13 protein-coding genes are annotated in these 23,270 nt (G+C 47.6%); all 13 read left to right on the forward strand.

All coding sequences use genetic code 11. From position 1 onward, the window contains the following. The first annotated feature begins 4 nt into the window (after window positions 1-4). The 13 genes from AC1DLM_RS02625 to AC1DLM_RS02685 all read left to right on the forward strand — a co-directional run bounded on the left by AC1DLM_RS02625 (window position 5) and on the right by AC1DLM_RS02685 (window position 23,182). A complete protein-coding gene (locus tag AC1DLM_RS02625) occupies window positions 5-1,636 on the forward strand; it encodes a response regulator transcription factor (protein ID WP_477569011.1) in 1,632 nt (543 codons plus the stop codon). Window positions 1,637-2,070: 434 nt separating this feature from the next. Beyond that, the gene (locus AC1DLM_RS02630) at window positions 2,071-3,918 is read left to right on the forward strand and encodes a GH32 C-terminal domain-containing protein (protein ID WP_477569012.1); all 1,848 of its coding nucleotides are present in this window, start codon (window positions 2,071-2,073) and stop codon (window positions 3,916-3,918) included. A 24-nt stretch (window positions 3,919-3,942) separates the two neighbouring features. Continuing rightward, window positions 3,943-4,875: a carbohydrate ABC transporter permease gene (locus tag AC1DLM_RS02635; protein WP_477569013.1), complete on the forward strand. Its 933-nt coding sequence runs from the start codon at window positions 3,943-3,945 to the stop codon at window positions 4,873-4,875. 19 nt (window positions 4,876-4,894) lie between these two features. Continuing rightward, on the forward strand, window positions 4,895-5,731 hold the full coding sequence (locus AC1DLM_RS02640; protein WP_441991024.1) for a carbohydrate ABC transporter permease: 837 nt from the start codon (window positions 4,895-4,897) through the stop codon (window positions 5,729-5,731). Between the two features lie 33 nt (window positions 5,732-5,764). Further along, a complete protein-coding gene (locus AC1DLM_RS02645) occupies window positions 5,765-6,748 on the forward strand; it encodes a carbohydrate kinase family protein (RefSeq protein ID WP_477569014.1) in 984 nt (327 codons plus the stop codon). Next, entirely contained in the window at window positions 6,745-8,244 is a 1,500-nt protein-coding gene (locus tag AC1DLM_RS02650) for a glycoside hydrolase family 32 protein (RefSeq protein WP_477569015.1), read from the forward strand. Before AC1DLM_RS02645 ends, AC1DLM_RS02650 begins: the two co-directional genes overlap by 4 nt. Before the next feature lie 99 nt (window positions 8,245-8,343). Then, the gene (locus tag AC1DLM_RS02655) at window positions 8,344-9,474 is read left to right on the forward strand and encodes a glycoside hydrolase family 88 protein (protein WP_477569016.1); all 1,131 of its coding nucleotides are present in this window, start codon (window positions 8,344-8,346) and stop codon (window positions 9,472-9,474) included. Window positions 9,475-10,155: 681 nt separating this feature from the next. After that, window positions 10,156-11,115, forward strand: a complete 960-nt coding sequence (locus tag AC1DLM_RS02660) for an ABC transporter permease (RefSeq protein ID WP_056623360.1) — start codon at window positions 10,156-10,158, stop codon at window positions 11,113-11,115. Window positions 11,116-11,133: 18 nt separating this feature from the next. Then, window positions 11,134-12,015: a carbohydrate ABC transporter permease gene (locus AC1DLM_RS02665; RefSeq protein WP_441991028.1), complete on the forward strand. Its 882-nt coding sequence runs from the start codon at window positions 11,134-11,136 to the stop codon at window positions 12,013-12,015. Window positions 12,016-12,139: 124 nt separating this feature from the next. After that, window positions 12,140-13,711: an extracellular solute-binding protein gene (locus AC1DLM_RS02670; protein ID WP_477569017.1), complete on the forward strand. Its 1,572-nt coding sequence runs from the start codon at window positions 12,140-12,142 to the stop codon at window positions 13,709-13,711. Window positions 13,712-13,812: 101 nt separating this feature from the next. After that, the gene (locus AC1DLM_RS02675) at window positions 13,813-20,097 is read left to right on the forward strand and encodes a fibronectin type III domain-containing protein (RefSeq protein ID WP_477569018.1); all 6,285 of its coding nucleotides are present in this window, start codon (window positions 13,813-13,815) and stop codon (window positions 20,095-20,097) included. 178 nt (window positions 20,098-20,275) lie between these two features. Continuing rightward, window positions 20,276-22,075, forward strand: coding sequence for a sensor histidine kinase (locus AC1DLM_RS02680; RefSeq protein WP_477569019.1), 1,800 nt, complete (start codon window positions 20,276-20,278; stop codon window positions 22,073-22,075). 18 nt (window positions 22,076-22,093) lie between these two features. After that, complete coding sequence (locus tag AC1DLM_RS02685; RefSeq protein WP_477569020.1) at window positions 22,094-23,182, forward strand: response regulator transcription factor; 1,089 nt, start codon at window positions 22,094-22,096, stop codon at window positions 23,180-23,182. The last annotated feature ends 88 nt before the right edge of the window (window positions 23,183-23,270 follow it).

Here is a 23,270-nt window from a genome sequence, read left to right on the forward strand (position 1 = left end):
TGAGATGTACAGAATCATGCTGATTGATGATGAGGTCGGCGTTCGTAATAGTATTAAAGCCAAAATCGATTGGACATCCGCCGGGTTCGAAATTGCTCTGGAAGCGGCAAATGGCCTGGAGGCTCTGCAGCTTCTGGAGGAGTATCCTCTGCCGGATGTGGTTATTACCGATGTGCGTATGCCACAAATGGACGGGATTGCTTTGGTCAGCGCATGCAAGGAAAAGTACCCAGCGCTTCGCATCATTGTGCTCTCGGGCTACTCGGATTTTGAATATATGAAGGCTGCTATTCAGCTTGGGGTGAAGGATTATCTGCTCAAACCTGTGGTTCGCAGTGAGCTAACCGCACTTCTCGGCAAGCTAGCCGAGGAGTTGGAAGAGGATCGCAATCGCTTGAGGGAGCAAGATCAAGAGGAAATGAAAAATCACCAACAGCTTCAGTTGATGCAGGAGCAGCTTCTTTGGCAGCTGGTGAAGGATGAATGGTTCAGTGTGTCCGCCATGAAAGAACGGATGGAGCAACTTCAATTATCAGCGTTAGCTGTTGATGATGTTCATGCTCAGTTTGTCACTGTAGAGATGCGTATTCCGCCAGGGCGATTGGACGATTGGAGTGAGCGCAAAGATTTGCTCTACTTAGCTTTTCAGATGTTGTGTCGGGAGTCTGCGCAGAAATGGGAGCACATCTATCCGTTCTACGCGATGAGTCACCCTGCGATGATACATTTTGTCATTCGGATTCAAAATGCCGAGCATGACCGCTTCTTGGCTGACTTCGTGCGTAAGCTGAAGCGGGATATCCAAAGCTTTCTCAAAGTAGACAGTGTGCTCGGTATTGGCGAGCCTATCAACGGTTTGAGGCAGCTCAAAGATGGCTACGCATCTAGCATGCTTGCCTGGAGTCAGGGCACGATCCATTCCGATAAGGCAGAACYGGATCGGAATATGCTCGCCATGACGCACGCCTTTTCACCGGAGGTGGAGAGAAAACTGATGCAAACCATCGAAAATCTCGATATGTCTGCTTTTACAAAGCAGCTGCACGCTATTTTTTCTTCGGATCGAGATACGCCAATGTTTGTATTCACCTTTTTGACGCTGCGTATTATTCTCTTGTTTAATGCCATTGCCAAGAAATTCGAACTTGGAGATATGTCTCTGCAGAGCTATCTCTGGAACTGCCAGATGAGTGTGAGGGATTACTCCTCTCGGGAGCAAGTGCTCGATCAGCTGCACGACTTGGCCCGGCTCGTCATGGAAGAAGTAAGGAAAACCAGATTCTCCAGTGGTCAGCAAATGATGGAAGCCATTCGAAATTATGTGAATGAGAACTTTTCCTATGAGCTTACGTTGGCCTCCTTGGCCGAGATGTTTCATATTAATGAAACCTACTTATCTGGGTTGTTTAAGATGAGTGTGGGTGTGACTTTTAGTGACTATGTCACGAGGTTGCGTTTGAGTCGGGCGGCGGATTTGCTCCAAGAAAGTGAGCTTAAGCTAACGGATATTGCTACGTTGGTGGGGTACTCTAGTTCGAGCTATTTTAGTACGGCTTTTAAGAAGTTTTATGGGAGGGGACCGAAGGAGTATCGGGAGGAGATGCGAGTGAGTAAGCCCTCAAAGCCATGTAAGTGAATGGTTTTGGGGGCTTTTTGTTGTCTAGCTAAGTCAAGAGCCGCCTTGTACGAAATAACAGGAGAACATACAGCAAATTCCGCGAGAATCCATGATTTTATAGATGTAACTGTAAAAAATACAGTTAATTTCAAGCGATTGTTTCAGAACCAGCAGAAACGCCAAAATTACCTACCTATTTTCCAGTTAATCTTCAAAATCGAGCTGAAATCGGAAAATTAACGGGAGGTTTTCCAGTTAGTTAGTAATGGGGGACGTCTTGGAGGATGCGCCCAGCCGCCTGAAGGCAGCGCTAAGCAGCCGGCACGCGAGGACGGGGCACTCTCCTGCAAATCATTTTAAAACACAACTCCCAATGATATTGAAATYTTTCTATTCGCTGGCTCGGTACAATAACCATACATCATAATAGACAGCGATTAGAAGGAGGAACCATGCGGAAGAAATTAGGGTTATGGGTGGCGGGTAGCGCCGCGATCGTACTTCTGGGGTGGGGGGTGACGGCATTGGTAGCAAGTGAAGGCAAATCGAAGGACTCAGCGGATGAATCGGCTTTCTCCTATGCGAAGGATCCGACTTATTATACGGAAAAGTTTCGCCCACAGTATCATCTATCACCAGAGTCAGGCAATCTGAGTGACCCGAATGGGATGGTGTATTTTGAAGGGGAGTATCATCAATTCTATCAAAATAGCGGCCAATGGGGTCACGCGGTTAGTCGGGATTTGATCCATTGGGAGCACCTGCCTGTCGCGCTAGCTAGGGATTCACTTGGTGAGATTTGGTCAGGCAGCGCGGTTGTGGATGCGAAGGATACAAGTGGATTCTTTGGGGGGAAGGCGGGTCTAGTCGCGATTTTTACGCATTTCAAAGGCGGCCTGCAATCGCAAAGTATCGCATATAGCACAGATAAAGGCCGCACCTGGACCAAATATGAAGGGAATCCAGTAATTCCTAATCCAGGCCTGAAGGATTTTCGCGACCCCAAAGTGATTTGGCATGAGCCTACGAAATCGTGGGTGATGGTGGTGTCGGTCGACAATCGTGTTCAATTCTACACATCGCCTGACCTGAAAGCATGGAAGCTCGCAAGTGAGTTTGGGAAAGATCAAGGCTCCCATGCGGCGGTTTGGGAATGTCCGGATTTGTTTGAGCTACCTGTAGAGGGCACCAAAACGAAGAAATGGGTGTTAGCCGTCAGCATCGGCAGCAACAGCACGACCAAAGGCTCCACAGCTCAATACTTCGTTGGCACGTTTGACGGTCACACGTTTAAGAACGATAACCCAGCTTCCGATGTCTTGTGGACGGATTATGGGAAGGATTTCTATGCGGCTGTGTCTTATTCGGATATTCCAGCAAAAGATGGACGTCGCATATGGCTGGGCTGGATGTCCAACTGGCGTTACCCGTTCGCGATGCCGACAGGAGCTTGGAAGGGCAATATGTCGATCCCGCGTGAGCTGCGGTTGAGGAATATTCCCGATCAAGGCATACGTTTGATTCAAGAGCCAATCCAAGAATTGCAGACGCAGCGCGGCAAAGAAGTTCTCGTAACGAAACAGCAGTTAGCGGCAGGAGTTAATCCCTTTTACCGTTTAAAAGGAACATCTTATGAGTTAATTTCGGAGCTTACTGTTCAGCCGAATAGTAAGGTCGAATTCCAGTTGCGTAAAGGAACTGATCAAGCAACGAACGTCATCTATGACGCTAACGCTGAAAAACTATCGATTGATCGAACTCACTCTGGCATCACCTCATTCGAGAAAGGCTTCGCTGAACAAGTATCGGCTCCACTGAAGCTGAAGGATGGCAAGCTTAAGCTTCAATTTTTTATGGATGAGGCTAGTTTGGAGGTATTCGCCAATGATGGTGAGGTGGTTGTCTCTAACCTGATCTTCCCTGATCCCACGAGCAATCTACTTGAACTGACTGTGTTAGAGGGCTCTGCCACGCTGGAAAAAGCGCAGTTTTATCCAATGGAGACGGTTTGGCGTAAGGAAGATGTGAACGGTACAACGCCTAGGAGAGTAGTATTGAACAATACTACGTTTGATGTAGCGGTGAATAGCAGCCAACGTATCGCAGCATCCGTTATTCCACTGAGCGCACCCCAGGAGCTGAAGTGGACTTCTAGCGATGAAGGAATCGCGTCCGTTTCAGTGGATGACGGAGGGGCAACGGTGAAAGGTGTCAAGACTGGGCAGGCTGAAATCAAGGCGACTAGCCAGGATGGGACTGTCATGTCGAGTCTCCAAGTGTTTGTTTATGATGGCAAATGACAGATGAGAATGGAGAGGTGAGTTATGGCTACTGCAGAAACGATGGAAACAATGAAAACGGTTAGTCCAAGCAAGAAAAAAACGCAAAGCTTTCGCAAGCATGAGCAAGCTACGGCCTTCTGGTTTATATTCCCGGCGATAGCCTTGCTGCTTGTGTTCGTATTCTATCCTATGTTGCAAGCTTTTCTAATCAGTTTCAAAAACTATTCCTTAGTCGGCGCCGGTGATGTGTTCGTCGGCATGGACAATTATGTGCATCTGATGAAGGATCGCGCCTTTTTTAATAGCTTGAAGCATTCGTTTTATTTCGCACTGATTGTGATTCCGATTCAAACGAGCATCGCGTTAGGGCTAGCCCTATTGATTCAGAAGAAAACTGCGACAGCAGGGTTGTTTCGTACACTTTATTTTATCCCAGTTATTATTTCGACGGCTGTGGCGGCTACGGTTTTTAAACTCATTTATAACAAGGAGTTTGGCCTCCTGAACAGTGTGCTCAAAGCGCTGCACTTGCCAGTTACAAGCTTTCTTTCCGATCCGAAAACGGCGATGAACGGTATCATTGTGCTCGGCATTTGGAAGGGCGCCGGGTTTTTCATGATTATTTTTTTAGCAGGCTTGAACAATATCTCGCCCGATCTCTATGAAGCAGCCAGAGTGGATGGCGCATCACGGATTCAGCAGTTTTTCAAAATCACACTTCCATTATTGAATCGGACGATGGCCTTCGTGGTCATCATGACGACGATCGATGCGATCAAGCTCTCGGGCTTAGTCTTCGTATTGACAAATGGTGGACCTAATAGCTCAACGGAAACGGTTGTTTTCTATATTTATAAGCAGGCTTTCACGCAAATGAGGATGGGGTATGCGACGGCGGCGGCGTTTGTGCTGTTCGCGATTGTATTAACCATTTCGCTGATCCAAATGAAGCTTTTTAACAAAGACACAGACTAACAACGTGGAGGGATTCGCTGTGAAGAGGCTAACTAACGTCATAACAATGATCGTCATGATCTTGATTGCTCTGATTTCTGTCGCTCCTATCCTATGGATGGTTACAGGTGCTTTTCGACCCTATCAGGAGCTTTTCAAATATACATCGTTGAATATTCACTTAATAGTTCCCGTAGAATGGACGTGGAAGAACTTCCATAATGTCATTTTCAATACGCGAAATCCGTTCTTGCGCTATATCTGGAATACATTGCTCGTGGCATCCATCGTAACGGTGCTGGTGCTGATCATTAACTCAATGGCGGCATTTGCGTTTGCGAAGCTGAGATTTCCATTTAAAACGGCTATATTTGCCTTATTTATGTCAGCGATGATCATCCCAGGTGAAGTAACACTCGTGCCTAACTATTTGCTGATGCATGATTTGGGCTGGCTCAATTCTTATAAAGCACTTATTATTCCTTCGATGTTGTCCGTGTTTGGCATCTTTATGCTGCGGCAATTTTTCGCGGAAGTTCCTAACGAAATGATGGAAGCAGCGCGGATTGATGGAGCGAGCTTGCCACGTACTTTTGTAGCGATCGTACTGCCAGCAGCCGTGCCTGCGCTAATAACGCTCGGACTGATGACTTTCCTAGGAAACTGGGACTCTTATCTGTGGCCGCTCATTGTGATCAATGATCAGAAAATGCAGATGATTCAAGTCGGGATCTCCACGTTTTCCTCGAATGAGGGGACAGATTGGTCGAAGGTTTTGGCGGCGAATACGTTATCTACCGTGCCCATTCTCCTACTGTTTCTATTTTTGCAGCGTTACTATATTCAGGGAATTACGATGTCGGGCATTAAGGGTTAAATGGTTTAGGGTAAAAAGAAAGGAGCAGATGGCATGAACTACGATGTAGTAGCGCTTGGGGAATACTTGATTGATTTTACACCGTATGGTCGTTCCGAAGCGGGACACCCGTTGTTTGAACGCAATCCAGGCGGAGCGCCAGTGAATGTGGTAGCTGCTTTGGCGAAGCTCGGMAAGAAAACGGGATTCATCGGGAAGGTGGGCAGTGACCCCTTCGGTGCTTATTTGCGTGAAGCACTGCTGGACGTTGGTGTGTCGGATGGTGGTTTGGTCGAGACGGATGAGGCTCATACGACGATGGCTTTCGTTCAGCTGGATGCAGATGGAGATAGATCATTTCATTTTGCTAGAAATCCGGGTGCTGACCAGTTGTTGAGTGTGGATGAAGTGAATCTCGGCATGCTAGCAGAGACGCGGATTTTTCACTTTGGCTCGATTTCGATGACAGCGGAACCTGCATACACAGCTACACTACGGGCCGTGCAGTTTGCGAAGGAACATGGTGCTCTTATTTCCTATGATCCGAACTGGCGCCCTTCGTTGTGGCGGAATGAGGAACACGCGTTGGAAGCGATTCGTGCGGGGTTAAGTTTGGCTGATCTGGTTAAGGTTTCCGAAGAGGAACTTGTCTTCTTGGCGGAAGAGCAGGATTTGCAAAAAGCAGCGAAACAACTGGTTGAGCAGTATGGGATCGCTTTGCTATTCGTTACAGCAGGAGGGACAGGCTCCTTTTATCAGATGAAGGATTGGTGKGGCAAAGTTGATAGCTACTCCGTTCAAACGATAGATACAACTGGTGCTGGGGATGCGTTTTTCGGGGCAATGTTATATGGAGTGCTGGAAAAGGGGAAGGCGTTGCAGTTGTGGGAAGAAGAAGAGCTTCAGCTAGCATTGCGCTTTGCGAATGCGGCGGGAGCTTTGGCGACGACTCGAAAAGGTGCGATTCCGTCGCTGGGTACATTGGAGGAGATTCGCGCGTTGATGCGAGATAGTGAGAGGGAGGATGTTCTAGGATGAATCAGCGGACAGAAAGTGAAATGAATCAGCGCCACATGGAACGAGTGGAACAAGCGAATCAAGCGTTGGGGCAAGCCGTAAAATCAATCACGGAGGATGGGTATAGGCTTGGTTATCACCTTATGCCACCAGCGGGCTGGATGAATGATCCGAATGGGCTTCTTTATTGGAACGAAGAGTATCATGTGTTCTATCAGCATTATCCGTATGAGCCGAAATGGGGGCCGATGCATTGGGGGCATGCCAAAAGCAAGGATTTGGTTCACTGGGAGCACTTGCCTATCGCGTTGGCGCCTTCGGAAGATTATGATAGCGGGGAAACGGGCGGTTATGGCTGTTGGTCGGGCAGTGCAGTCGATGATAACGGCGTTCTGACATTGCTATATACGGGGCATGTAGATGGTCGTACGCCGATGGAAGTACAGTGTCTCGCGACCAGCACGGATGGGGTTGCTTTTAACAAATCAGGGGCTAATCCTATTATTGGTGCCGCACCGGAGGAGGGTGGTTTCGGCTTCCGTGATCCGAAGGTTTGGCAGCGTGACGGTCAGTGGTACATGGTTGTTGGTTATGGGAAGGGCGGCTTGGGCAAAGCGCTGATGTACACGTCTTCTGATTTGCTCACATGGCGCTATTTAGGTGTTGCAGCAGAGAGTGACGGTACTATGGGAGATATGTGGGAGTGTCCTGATGTTTTTCCACTCGGTGATGGGGATGATCATGTGCTTGTTATTTCCCCGATGAACATGGGGTCTACAAAGACGATGTACCTCACTGGCAAATTAAACTATGAGATAGGCAAATTCGATTACCGTTATGCGGAACGATTGGATTATGGTTTCGATTTCTATGCGCCGCAAACGTTGGTGGACGGACAGGGACGGCGCATCCTGATGGGATGGATGAACATGTGGGGGGCTCAAATGCCAGAGCAAGTAGATGGTTGGATGGGGGCATTTACCTTGCCGCGCGAGTTGACGCTGGCAGTGGATGGCACGTTGCGGATGCAGCCTGTGGCGGAACTGGCGGCGCTACGGAAGGGCAGGCAGTTCGTCGATCGACAGGTGATACCTGCGGAATCGATCGTTGCATTGGCAGATATTCAAGGCGACCAGCTAGAACTGATTGCCGTGTTTAACACGAAGGAATCTGGCGTGGAGGCCGTGTTTGGACTTCTCGTTCGATGCTCAGAGGATGGATCTGAGTACACGGAAGTTTCGTACTCGGTAGCGGAGCATACACTCCGCGTTGATCGGACGTGCGCCGGTTCAGGTGAAGCAGGTGTGAGCGAAGTACAAGTGGAACCGATGGAGGATGGGAACATCAGGCTGCATCTGTTCGTGGATCGCTCTTCGTTGGAGTTGTTTGTGAATAACGGAGTGAAAACGATAACGAATCGGATTTATCCGAATGGTGACAGTCTGGGAGTTAAGCTTTTTACAAGGCAAGGTGAAGCTTGTTTAGAAAGTTTGGACGCATGGAAAATGTCATTGTAGATACAACAGAATAGCCAATTTTAAACAAGCGAGCATTCCGCGAAGCCAGGTGGTATAATAGGTTAAACGTTTCAACAAACCTGGTGAGGAGTGTTTCAGATGACAACAATTCAGAAGGGTTGGGCTCAAGAAGCATGGGCACAAACCGTAGTTAAAGTAGATAAAACAAGTAAACGCATTGGTGATGGGTTCCCACATGCAAGTATAGACGGAGAGTATAAACTGGAGCCTGCTTATTGGTGGACAGCGGGCTTCTGGCCTGGATTGCTATGGTTATTATATCGTGACACGAAGGATGAGGGCTTAAAGCAATTAGCCGAATCCTGTGAACAGCAGCTCGATCAAGTTGTTACTGACTACTATCGACTGGATCATGATATCGGATTCATGTGGACTCTGACGAGTGTTGCACGCTACAAGTTAACTGGTGCAGATGATTCCAAGCGCCGCGCTTTGCTCGCGGCGAATCTGCTCGCAGCGCGTTTCAATGTGAAGGGCAGCTACATTCGTGCGTGGAATCCTTGGCGCGAAGGCGAAGACAATGCAGGCTGGGCGATTATCGATTGCATGATGAACCTGCCGTTGCTGCACTGGGCTACGCTGACTACAGGCGACCCGCGATTCAAAGAAATCGCCGTAAGGCATGCGGATATGGCGGTCGAGCACTTTATTCGTCCCGATGGATCGGTGAATCATATCGTGATTTTTGATCCTGCCACCGGCGAAAAGCTCGAAGTGAACGGTGGGCAAGGGTTTGCGCCGGAATCGGCCTGGTCGCGTGGAACCGCGTGGGCGATTTACGGTATGAGCCTCAGCTACAAGTACACTGGCGATGAGAAGTATTTGCATGCGGCCAAGCGTGCTGCGCATTTCTTCCTGGCGAACCTGCCGGAAGATCATGTGCCGCATTGGGATTTCCGCTTGCCAGACGGTATTCCAGCGTACCGCGACTCCTCGGCAGGCGCGTGTGCGGCTTGCGGTTTGCTCCTGATCGCGGAGCAAGTGAACGGCCAAGAGGCATCCCTCTACCGCGAAGCGGGGGAGCGTATCTTGCACTCGCTGTACACGAACTACGGTGCGTGGGATTCCGAAACCGAAGAAGGGTTAGTCACCCACGGTACAAGCCACTATCCAGAGGGGAAAAACATCGACGTGCCGCTCATCTACGGCGACTACTATTTCGTAGAGGGGCTTTCCCGGTTGCTCGGGCATGGCGAGTTGTTCTGGTAGGTTGGGTTAATTTGATAAAAGAGTTGTCTTTCAGCAGCTACAACTGCTGGGGGACTGCTCTTTTTTGCGTTGTGCCTACGTCGCCTCACCTCTTCAGGAACAATAACTGGATTTCCTACATCTAATTTCACGCCAAACACGCCTTTTAAGCGAATAGCTGTATTTCCTCCAGTTAATTCGAGCCATTCCGGCGGGAACTATCGATTTTGGCGAAATTAGCTACATAATTTCCATCTATATGCAATAAACAGATGAATCAGCCAAAATTAGCTGTATAATTTCCATTTATTTTCCACTGGGAGGCGAGGGATGGAATGTGCGCGGCAGGGAATTTCTGGGTTGTGGTGGTAAGTGTGTGGCAGGAGTTGCTGAGTTGCGGCTGTAGGGTGTGTTAATTTGTGGAGTCTGGGAATTTCTGGGTTATGGTGGTGAGGTGTGTGGCAGGAGTTGCTGTGTTGCGGCTGTAGGTGTTATTAATTTGTGGTGGCAGGGAGTTGCTAATATGTTGTTATGTTGCAGTTGTAGAGGTGGAATTAAGTTATGACGTTGTTAAAGTGTGGCTACGAGCCCCCACAAAAAGACTTTTACTACAGTAAATCGACATCCGCCCTCATTGTTGGTCCCATGCCCTGAAACCTATAATTAACACATAAGACAAATAGATAGTGTAGGTGAGAGCAGATGAAATCCGCTACTGTGAATGAGGTTGTTCAGCGGTCAACCCAAGCAAAAAAGAAAAAAGGTTGGTGGAAATACGTCCTGCAGCATCGGGCATTTTATATCATGCTGATTCCTGGACTGCTGTATTTCCTCGTGTTCAAGTATGTACCCCTGATGGCGAGCTTCATTGCCTTTCAGGATTACAACATTTTCAAAGGCTTCACAGGAAGTGAATGGGTTGGATTCAAGTGGTTCCATCAACTATTCACGTACGACAAGTTCGGACGACTGCTCCGAAATACGCTGTTAATCAGCTTATATCAAATTGTGTTTGCCTTTCCGTTGCCGATTTTACTGGCAATTATGCTCAATGAAGTGCGAACGATGGCTTTCAAGCGGATTACGCAAACGGTGCTGTATTTACCACATTTTTTATCATGGACGATCGTTTTCGGACTTACGTATATGTTGCTTTCGCCAACGCAGGGTCTTGTGAATCATTTGATTACGGCTTTCGGTGGTGATACCGTCGCGTTTCTTCAGAAGTCGGAGTACTTCCGATCCATCATTATCATTTCAGGTATTTGGAAGGAAATGGGCTGGAATGCCATCATTTTTATCGCAGCGTTAGCAGGAATTAATCCTTCGTTGTATGAGGCAGCCAAAATGGATGGGGCCAATCGTTGGAAACAGTTTCTACATATATCGGTACCAGGCATGCTGCCTGCGATCATGATTCTATTGATGCTGAAAACAGGTCATATCCTAGATTCAGGTTTTGAGCAAATTTATCAGTTCCTTAATCCAGCTACGCAGGAGACGGGTGATGTCCTGGATACCTACACCTATCGGGCAGGGATTCTACAAGGTCAATACAGCATAACGACAGCCGTTGGGTTGTTCAAATCGGTCATTGGTTTTCTGTTGCTAGTTATTGCTAACCGCGTGAGCAAATGGACAACAGGAGAAGGGCTTTACTAAAGGGGTGAAATATACACGATGAAAATTAAACGATCTATTGGAGAAGTAATATTTGATTCTGCAAATGCTGTGCTATTGTTGCTCTTTTGTGCGGCTGTAGCAGTTCCGTTATTAAATGTCATTGCAGGCTCGTTAAGCTCAAATGAAGCCATTATTCATTCCGAAGTGGCACTATGGCCCGTAGGTTTCAATCTGCACAACTATGAATTTGTTATCAAGAATGCTGTGTTTTGGAGGTCGTTTGGCGTTACGGTCCAAATTGTATTGATAGGCACAGCGATCAATATGCTCCTCACGATTCTCACATCCTATCCACTTTCGAAAGGGTGGTTAGGTGGCCGTAAAGTGATTCTCCTTTTTATCATCTTCACGATGATCTTCCAGGCACCATTGGTTCCGATGTATATCTTAGTCAAAAGCTTTGGCATGCTCAACACGATCTGGTCATTAATCATTCCAGGTGCGCTTAGCGCCTTCAATATGATGCTGTGCATCACCTTTATGAGGTCACTTCCGGAAGAAATGTTTGAAGCGGCGAGGGTGGATGGTATGTCGGAGTACCGAATCGTGTGGCGCATTGTGGCTCCGTTATCGATGCCAATCAATGTGACATTGATTCTCTTCTATGCCGTGGGACATTGGAATAATTACCTCGGTCCATTGCTCTATATTACAGACCGGGAATTACAGCCCTTGCAGTTGTATTTGTATAAATTGATCTCGCAATTTGATATGGATTCTGCCGGCGGACAGTCGGTAATGGAGCTATCCAGCGCAATAACGCCACAAGGATTGCAAATGGCGACGATTGTGATCGCAACGATCCCGATTATTATTGTCTATCCGTTCCTGCAAAAGCATTTTATCAAAGGTGCCTTGTTAGGCTCGGTTAAAGAATAAGGAATTGACGTGCTAACTTCATATTCTGATCAGGAGGTGGGATAGGTCCAGCCAGTATTACCCAGATGATGTATGCGAACTATCTAATTTATAATGAAGAAGCCTACTAGGGAGGGTCTAAAAAATGAAAGTAAATTTTAAACAAATGGTTACGCTTGCATGTGTTGTATGTTTATCCACGGCGGTGGCCGCATGTTCATCCGATAAAGGTTCCACGACAACAGCTTCAACAGCACCAGCAGCGAGTGCAAGTGCAACGGCAAGTACAAAGCCTGCTGCGCCTGAGAAAATCACGATGTTCGTATCCAATAACGCACAACAAATTCCTTCTGGTAAATCGATGGACCTAGCTACTGTGAAATATTTGGCACAAAAAACAAATACAGATTTGGATATTACTTTCTTGCCTCATGAAAACTACGCAGATCAGCTGAAGCTGAAATTCGCTTCTGGTGATATCCCGAATGTACATATGGTCTGGGGAATCGAAACTTCGGATATTGTTACCAATGGATTAGCGCTGGATTTGAAGCCGTTAATTGATAAGTATGGCCCTAATTTGAAGAAAAATATCCCGCAATCTGCCTGGGACGCTGTGACGATCAATGGTAAAATCTTAGCCATTCCACAGCCTGCGGCAGGAAATGCGCCATCTGAACGTGTGATTTATGTACGTAAAGATTGGATGGATAAATTGGGCATCAAGGAGCCGAAAACGTCGGCAGAATTTCTTGATATGCTAAGAGCCTTCCGCGATAAGGATCCGAACGGTAATGGCAAAAAAGATGAAATTCCTTTCTCCTCCCGTGAGAAATTTGAGTGGGCGGATAACGTTTTCGGTATGTACGGCGTTAACTTGGATTCCAACAGCCTATACAATGGTGAAGTTATGCCTGGCTATGTGAATCCGAATATGAAGAAGGCATTAGGCATGCTCAACACGATGTATAAAGAAAAATTGATTGATACGGAATTCCTGACGAACACTAGGGCAATTTGGGATCAAAAAATTAAGTCCGACCTTGTTGGCTCATGGGACCACGTCGTATTAGGTATTTGGGATTCATGGCAAAAGGATCTAACCAAATTATTGCCAGACAAAAAGCCTAACGTAATCGGCATCGCTACTCCAAGAGGAGAAGGCTATACAGGTCAACTAGGACGTGTTGAGAAACCAGTACTTAAAACTTTCATTGTACACAAGGATACGAAAAATCCAGAAGCGGTTGTAAAAATGTTTGATTGGCTCGTCTCAGATGAAGGTCAATTGTTCTCAGAGTTAGGTATTGAGGGGCAATCTTACACCAAAGAAGGCGGCGCGATTAAATATTTGGCAGATAAAGATACAGATTTGAAATGGCGTTCTGCTGTGTTCCAAATGCATGGATTTAATGAGCAAGCTCAGAAGTTGTTGATTAACAACGATGAGGCTTACAACAAGCTTCTTCAAACGATCGATACGTCCCGTAAAGAGGGTATTGCCAACCCAACTGCAGGAATGCCGCCAATTGATACGCTGACGAAGAATGCTGACTTGCAGTACAGAGGTTCTTTCCAAGAAGCAGCAGCGAAAATTATTCTCGGCGAGAAGCCGGTGGATTACTTCGATGAGTACGTGGCTAATTGGAAGAAACAAGGTGGAGACAAAGCGATCAAGGAATTGACTGATTGGTATAACGCAAACCGTAAGAAATAAGGTAGTTGCTAGAGACACGCCCATCTGAAGCTGGTAAGACACTCGCTCAGGTGGGTCCTCTTTTATCGATAATGGATGTGAATAAAGGAAGGAAGAGATTGATGATGATGAGAATGGGGAAAATGGGAAGACTACTTGCTCTCCTGTTAATCGGCACGATGCTGGTTGTACCGTTCCAACCGAATATGTCCATGGCGCAAGCACTGACGGAAGAGGAACTGGCGGCATTGCCTGGCAGTGAAGTGCTGATTTCTGATCTTAAACAGCAGGGAGCAGCGCTCAATCCGGAGGCAGCGTTGTACGGAACGGTTGCAAGCTCAACGGTTGAAGGGCAGTCGTTTACAGAAGCATTACGTTTTACGACGAACGTGCAGCCAGCTAGTACTTATCTTTTACAATATGTACTCCCAATTGAAGCGAGCATCGAGAAAGACGATGTTATTTTGGCGACATTTTACGCAAGAACGCTGCGATCTACGGTTGAAACAGCTGAAGGTACAGTCGCATTGGTCATGGAGAAAAGAGGGAATTTCGAAAAGTCGATTACCGAGACGTTAACGGTTCCTACGCAGTGGAAGAAATTTCTTGTGCCGATTAAAGCGGCATTGTTGATGGAAGCGAACACACCACAGATTGCTTTCCGTCTTGGCTATAAGCCCCAGGAGATCGAAATCGCCAATCTTAAAGTGGTGAATTATAAGAAAGCGGTTACATTTGATGATTTACCAAGCACTCCGGTCATATACGAAGGAATGGAAGAGGACGCGCCATGGCGTGCAGAAGCCAATCAACGTATCGAGCAGATTCGCAAAGGGGATATGCAAGTCGAAGTGAAGGACGCTGACGGCCATCCTATCCAAGGCGCAGCTGTTCAAGTGAAGATGACGAAGCATGACTTCAAGTTTGGTACGGCTGTCAATAGCGCGATGATTAATGGTACGGATGCGAATGCAGAAACGTATCGAACCAAGCTTAAGGAAAATTTCAATTCTGTCGTCATGGAAAATGAGATGAAATGGCCTAAGTGGGAGGAGAACCGTAGCAAAACCGTAGATCTCTACAATTGGTTGGGTGCCAATCATTTTGATATTCGTGGACATGCCTTGCTATGGGATGGAGCGACTCGCTTACCGGCAGATATTCCAGGTCTTGTGAGCAATAAGACGGCGCTTGAGAAGCGTATTCAGGATCATTTTCATGAACTGGCCGGTTTATTCAGAGGCAGATTGTATAACTGGGACGTGCTGAATGAGCCTGTTCTGAACAGCATGATCCGAAGTACGTACTCAGACCAAGGCGCACTGATGGCGAATTGGTTCAAAATGGCCAAAGAAGCTGACCCTGCGGCTAAGCTTTATGTCAATGAAACGCAAATTCTTGGCGTAGATGCGCCGGTGATTTCGAATTTCTCAGGTATTTTGCAATCGATGAAAGATAATGGCGCTCCTATAGATGGTATCGGAATTCAGGCGCACTTCGGCAGTACGCCGGTGAGTCCGATGGCTTTCTACAATCAGCTTACTCATTTCACGCAGTACGCGCCTGAAATCGCGATTACGGAATTTGATGTAAACTCACCTAAAGAAGATATCCAAGGGAAGTTTACAAGAGATATTCTGCTTGCTTCATTTAGCCATCCCAATGTGAAATCGTTTACGATGTGGGGGTTCTGGGATGGCGCTCATTGGCAGAATAATGCCCCGCTTTTCCGATCAGATTGGACATTAAAGCCTTCAGGCGAGCAATGGCGCAATTTGATCTACGGAACATGGTGGACGAACGAGATGGGTACAACGGATGCGAATGGTCAGTTTCAAACACGTGGATTTTATGGGGACTATGACATTATCGTAACGCGTGGCGGCGTAAGCCAGACGGTAAAAGCTTCCTTATTGCAGGGGCAAGATCATAAAGTGTCAGTTGTATGGGGAGCACCCTCGCAAGGTGGGACGACAAAATCCTTCGTACCAGTAGTATTACCTGCTCAAAATACAGATATCACAGCGCCAATATGGCCGTATGGCAGCACTTTCGGTGCTTCCAATACATCTCCAACGTCGGTTAGCTTAACATGGCCAAGTGCGCATGACAATTTAGCGATTAGCGGTTATCGGGTATACAAGGATGGCGAGTTCGTGAAGCAGGTACCAGCGAATGTGACCAGCTATGACATCACGGGCTTAACGCCGGGCCACAGCTACTCGTTCACGGTGCAAGCGTTGGACGCCCAAGGCAACACGTCCGTAATTAGTCAGCAGATCGAGACATCCACAACTTCTGGTGTAGACAGTGAACTGCCGGGTTGGAATAAAGGCTCTGCGATTGAGGTTGCCGATCTCGGTCAAACCGGTGCACAGCTCTCCTGGCCAAATGGCGTGGATAATGACGGTGCGGATGGCTATCGGATTTATGTGAACGGGCAAATCTGGGCAGATGTGAGCGGAACGAGCTATGCCCTCGTAGGATTGGACCCGAACAAGCTGTACACGATTCGCGTGGAGTCGAAAGACAGCGATGGTAATTTGTCGGTTGGCGGGCCGATCGTGACTTTCCGTACGCTGGGCGTAGAAGACACGACAGCACCGACGTGGGACCTTGCCGCAAGCTTGACCGCTTCTGATGTGACGACGACAGGGCTGCAATTGAATTGGAACACTGCGCAAGATAGCGGTGGAGTGACCGCATACCGAGTGTTCCAAGACGGTAAGCAGGTTGTGACGCTGCCAGCTTTGGTGAAAAGCTTTACCATCACTGGCTTAACACCGAATACGACGCATGTATTTAGGGTTGAAGCGGGGGATGGCAAAGATAACTGGTCAATAACAGGTCCTGGGTTGTCGGTGAAAACCCATGCAGGACCAGATGAAGTCCGTCCGACATGGCCGGCTAATCGGAGCTTAACATACAGCGGGCTGGCCGACCATGGCGTGAATTTGAACTGGACGGCAGCTTTTGATCAGATTGGTGTTACAGGCTATAAGGTTTTTGCGAATAATACGTTAATTGCAACTGTCGCTGGCAACATACAAACCTTTGCGGTGACGAACTTGACTGCCGGTACGGCATACACGTTCCGTGTCGAAGCAGAAGATGCCGCTGGAAACAGGTCGACGAACGGGCCATCGGTTTCGGTTACGACGTACCAAGGCGTGGTTCGTAAGTCAACGGTTATTTATCCGAGCGCTGATGCGTTCATCCAAGCGCCTAGCACGCTAGGCGAAGCGGGAACTACAAACAATTTGGATTATTTGCGCTTCAAGAATGCGGGCGGTGTATCGGGTAGCGATGCGAATAAAAATACAGGTAACAACCGACGTGCGTATTTAAAATTCCCGCTAACTTCGGTCACAGGTAATGTATACGATGCTTCCTTGAATCTCTACGTTTTTGCAGTTCAGACGGCTAATATGGACATTAGCATGGATCTGTACAACACAGGCGACAACTGGAGAGAAGTAAGCGATGCAGGTGGGGCGTCAATCAATTGGCAGAACAAGCCTGTAGATGGCTCGCTGATCGGCAGTACAATTGTGCGGAATGCTGGATATTGGAAGAAATTCAATGTGACCAGTCAAGCTGCTGCAGAGAAGAGCGGCGACGGGACGATCAGCTTCAAGCTGCAAAACGATAGTTGGCTTGATCAGAACGTCGATTTCTATTCGAAGGAAGCGGCGGGAGCGAATGTCGCATTTAGACCTTATCTAACGCTCGGAACGGAAGAACTTCCAACGGATACGACTGCACCGACATGGACAGGCGCGAATTTGGCGGTTACACAAGTTGCCCCGCATACGGCGACCCTAACATGGCCAAGTGCGCAAGATCTTTCCGGTATTAACCGCTATAAGGTGTACCAGAATGGTACGGCAATTGCGACCGTTGCATCGGATGTATACAGCTATCAGGTGAATGGCTTAACGCCTGCGACGGCTTATACCTTTAAGGTGGAGGCTGTAGATATCGCGTTAGAATCAACCAACGGGCCATCTGCCTCATTCACGACGCCTGCCATCGATACGGTCAGTCCAGTATGGCCGACAAGTGCAGGTTTGACTGCACAAAGTGTGGGTCGCAAAGCGCTCAACCTGCATTGGTCGGCCGCTGAAGACAATTACGGTGTAACGGCCTACGATGTTTACCAGGGTGCTGCGCTGCTGGGTACCGTGACCGATACAACGTATGCGGTGACCGCTCTGACCCCAGGAACTAATTACTCGTTCCATGTTGTGGCACGCGATGCGGCAGGCAACACGGTGAGCAGCCCGGTACTCTCCACGGCGACACTTGCTGGAGATGTGACGCTGCCAACTTGGAGCATCGGAAGTAAGCTGGATCCCACGCTTATTAGTGCATCAGGCCTACAGTTGAACTGGCCTGCGGCAGTGGATGATTCAGGCGTCACAAGCTATCGGATCGAGCAAGGCGATTCAATGGTCATCGAAGTGTCGAATGATATTCGAAGTTATTTCATCAACGGATTACAGGCACAAACCGCTTATATGTTTAAGGTCCGAGCTGTGGACGAAGCTGGGAACGTCTCCGAACCGCTGCAAGTTTATGAAGGTACGATGATAGCTGATACAATTACGCCGCAATGGCCGACAGGCTCGCGCATAACATCGACAAGGGTAGGTAATCAAATCACCTTAGAGTGGGATGCCGCCGTGGACAATGTTGGGATTATGCAGTATAACTTATACCGCAATGGCGGGTTTGCGACTTCCGTTGCGGGAGCAACAAGCATTGTGCTGCAGGATACCGAGGCAGCCGTTTACAAAGTAGAAGCACAGGACTTCTTAGGCAACACGACAGTCTTCGGACCGAGCACAAATGATCCGCAAATCCCTGTTCCAACGGACACAACAGCGCCAGGATGGCCAGCTGGCAGCGCGTTGACAGAAGACGCAGTGACATCGAATTCGGTTCAACTCTCATGGAGCCAAGCGATTGACCGCGTGGGCGTAACCCAATATAAACTGCTGATGAATGGCAACGCAGTTACCACTACGCCAAACACGACGTGGCAAGTAACGGGATTGACCGCTGATACCGCTTATGATTTCAAGGTTAAAGCGGCAGATGCTGCGAACAACTGGTCAACAAGCGGTCCAAGTTTAAACATTAGAACACAAGCTGTTCCTGCTCCAACTGGGCCATCTACAGGGACAGGGACGCAGCCAGAACCTGAGAAGCCGACGATTACAGTCAGCGACGGGGAAGCGAAAATTACTTTCCCAGCATCCAGCGTAACAACAAAAGATGGGAAAGCCATTGCAACTATTGATAAAACAACACTGGAAGAAGCTTTTAAGAAGATGGATGCACAAGCTGGTGGCACGAATTCGAAGGTAACTCTGCAAGTTCCGCAGGTCGCAGGAGCGAACAGCTACGCACTTGTACTGCCAACGGAGTATCTGACACAGCAAGCCTCAAAGCATGGGCTTGAAATTTCAACGGTACTTGGCACAGTTGTTCTACCTAGCAACATGTTTGCTAATAACGCAGCAGCGGCAGGGCAGTCTACGCTTACGATCAACATTTCGATCGATAAGCTGCCGGTACAAACAGATCTGAAGGGTAAAACAGGAATCGTCGTCGACCTACAAGTCACGGCATCCGGCCAACCGGTGAAATACGAGAACAGGGATGCTCTCGTATCCGTCAGCATTCCATACGTTCTATCTGCAGAAGAGAAAGCTCATCCTGAGTTGCTAAATGTCTGGTACGTGAACGCACAGGGTGAAGCGCAGCTTGTACCGACAGGCAGCTACAACGCTGCTACTGGCATGATTCAGTTCAGCACGAATCATTTCAGTAGGTACGCAGTTTCCTACAACAAGCCAGCTTTCCAGGATCTCGCTTCCACTATGTGGGCGCAGAAAGCCATTGAAACACTTGCTGCCAAAGGGATTATTCAAGGGGTTACGGCTCAAGCGTTCAATCCGACGGCTACGATCACACGAGCAGACTTCACGAAATTACTAGTCGAAACCTTTGGGTTACAAGCGGCGTCTGAGGCGCATTTCACGGACGTTCAGAAAGGTGCTTATTATGAGAAAGCTATTGGCATCGCGAATAAACTCGGCATTGCCAATGGTGTAGACGATCAACACTTTAACCCGCAAGCGAATATCACTCGTCAGGATATGTTCGTTATGATTACGAGAGCCTTGGCTCAAGTGAACCAATCATTACCTACGGCGAATAAGGCAAGTCAATTCGCGGACGGAGCCGACATCGCTCCTTATGCGATCCAGTCCATTAATTCCCTCGTTCAGCAAGGTTTAGTCGAAGGCAACGCCGGCAAAGTGAATCCACTGGGGAATACGACCAGAGCTGAAACTGCCGTTATGTTGTACAGATTATTCCAATTTATCTACCAATAAATTGCAGTACGTCAACCGTGCCTATTCGTAGGCGCGGTTTTTGTCGTATTTTAAATAAAAAAGTACGATTCCTGCAGTGAATAAAACGCTTACCTCATTGCTCAGGACTGAAATTGGGCATATTATTTAACTACCAGACTCTAGGCACATTACTGTCTGTCTACAAGGGGAGATCAATTTGATTAACTATATGGTCAAAAGCCTGAAACGTTCCCTGAAATGGAGGCTCATCTCCATCATTGTCACCATTCTTATTTTTACAGTATCAACCATTGGTATTTCTAGTTATATCCAGACGAAAAGTTCTGTCCGTAAGGATATTGATCATCTAAGTATGCAGATTCTCAAACAAGCAAATATGAACTTAAACCGTTACTACTCCGAGTATGAGCTGGCTTTCCTTATGCTAAGCAACAGCCTTGAAGTTCGGGATTGGATGCGTGTCTCTTCACCAAATGTGTCTTCTGAGCTCATTCGGACCTATGAGAGGATTAAGGATAATTATTTGAATCGCTTGTTTTTGCAATACCCAGAGGTATTATCCGTCTCTTTATATAACCCTAACGGGAATGAGCAGCATTTCGTCAATACATACGCCCTTCCTTTGAAATACTCGATCAAAAATGAACCTTATTTCGCCCAAAGCGGCAATTATGAGAAGGTTAAATTTATAACCGGCATTTCTGAGAATTACATCGATGCGGCGAATCAGAAAATGAAGATCCCCGTGTTGACTCTTTTCAAGCAACTGAGCAACGGTTATGTCAAAATCGATATTTCACTGAAACCGTCGCAGAGTGTCATGTCACAAATTGATATTGCAAACTCGGGCGTTGCTGTCGTCATGGATCAGAACGGTACGATTATTCATCATTCTCATTCCTCAGAGGTGATGGGGCATATGGATGATCATATTGTGCAAGCGGTGAAAGACCAGCAGGAGGGTTCCGTTTTCGACAAGACGGGAAAAGAGCTCATCATTTTTCAAACGATTCAGATGACGGGCTGGAAAATTATTGCGATTCTTCCCTATCAAGAAATTGCCCAAAGTATTAACTACACGAGAAATGTCACGATTGTTATTGCGATATCTGCCTTAATTATTTCGGTTTTGCTCACCTATTTTGCAGCTTCGTCCATTACAAGACGGATTCTAGGTCTGCGTAAAATGATGAAAGCGATGCAAGTGACGAGCTCCTTCCATTTGCGGGCTGAGGTGGATGGGGTTGATGAGGTCGCTGATTTGAGCATCTCCTTTAACAATCTGCTCGGTCATCTGGAGCAATCCATTCATGATCACGCGGAGACGCGCGTTCTGCAGCATCGGGCTGTGATTTCGGCGCTTCAGTCGCAAATTAATTCGCATTTTTTATACAACACGCTCGAAACGATCAATTCCATGGCAGTCATTGCGAAGCAATCGCATATTGGTCATGTAGCTGTTAATCTCTCCAATATGCTGCGCTACACGTCGGATTTTAAGAATATGCAAGTGATTCTCAAAGAAGAGATCAAGCACTTGGAGAATTATTTGACCATTATGAAAGTCAGATTCAAAGATGAAGTCACTTATAGCATTGAGGTGCCTGAGGAGCATTTGGAGGCGATCTGTACGAAAGCACTTCTGCAGCCGCTGGTGGAAAACAGTATTAAGCATGGGAGAGAAACGACGGGAGAATCCGTACATATTCATATTCGCGGGGAAGTCGTGCAGGGGGACAAGGGGGACAAGTTGCTTCTCACAGTTGCTGATAATGGACCTGGATTCTCGGCGGAGACGTTAGTCAGATTAACGCAAGAGCAAGCAGATTCACACGCCCATCAGTACAGACACAATCAAGTCGGACTATCGAATCTGATTTACCGTTTGCATATGTTTTATGGGGCGGAAGCTAAGATTACATTCTTTAATGATCCCGTTGCTGGGGGAGCGGTTGTTGAAGTCTTATTGCCATTACAAGATAGTTTGGATACGTAGAAAGGGGAGCGCAATCAGATGAACAGATTAATTATTGTAGACGATGAAGATCTCATTCGTGAAAGCCTGTCGATACAAGTGTCAGAAATGGAAGGAGTTACCGTATCCGGAACGCTTCCTAATGGCAAAAAAGCGCTGGATTGGCTCAAGGATCATTACGCAGACATTTGCATGACGGATGTTCGGATGCCACTCGTAGATGGGCTGCAATTAATGAAAGAGATTAATCAGCTGTATCCTTGGATGATCTGTATTGTGATTTCAAGCTATGATGATTTCCAATATGCCAAAAAGAGTATTGAGCTTGGCGCCGTCGATTATGTGCTAAAGCCTACGGATAGCACCCTCTTGCAAGAGGCTGTCCAGAAGGCCAATGCTCGCATCCGCAGCAGCCGGCGTAATGAGGCGAATCAGCTTCTGCTGCACAAGCTGCCCGTCTACAAGCCGATGCTGGACAGCTGGCTGGAGATGGTGTTATCCGTTTATTTGCACGGGCAACCGCTGATTATCGTCGACACCTTGGCGATGTTGGAGTCGTGGGTGGAAGGACGCTATGAGATTCTAAACGAGCTATCCATGGCATGGACATCACTTGTCATCGAAGAGTTGAAGAAGCAGGATATCCACGTGAAGTATGAGGAAGGTGAGGACGTCGAACTTGGCGAGCATAGCCTGAAGCACTCCGACGTGCGGCAGTATTTCCGACTATGTGCGGTAAGAAGGTTGGAACAAGCGGCGAACATTCTGATGGATCGCGCACGCAAGGCGAAGAACCTGCAGAAGGAGAGCGTCGTCGACCAAGTCAAACGGTATATCGAAGAACATTATGCAGAGAATTGGGGTTTACAAGAACTAGCAGATCATGTTGCGATGAGTCGTTCGTATTTAGCGAAGCTTTTTAAAGAGCAGGCAGGGATGACGATCTGGACGTATTGCGTCAATGTTCGAATGCGCAAAGCACGGGATTTGCTGCTCACTTCCTCCTTGAAGAGTTACGAAATTGCCCTGCAGGTTGGGTACGAAAACAGCATTCATTTCTCGCGTATCTTCAAACAATATCATGGCTTGAACCCGATGGAATATAAGGACCGGTTTAAAGGGGATTAAGGTGAGGGGTGGGCGTGGAGCAAGGACGCAGTAGGCACAGAGCAAGCACGAATCGGGAGCAGAGTAAGCACCTTGCCGTATTTGCATC

The sequence above is a fragment of the Paenibacillus sp. 01T442 genome (genome assembly GCF_056398345.1).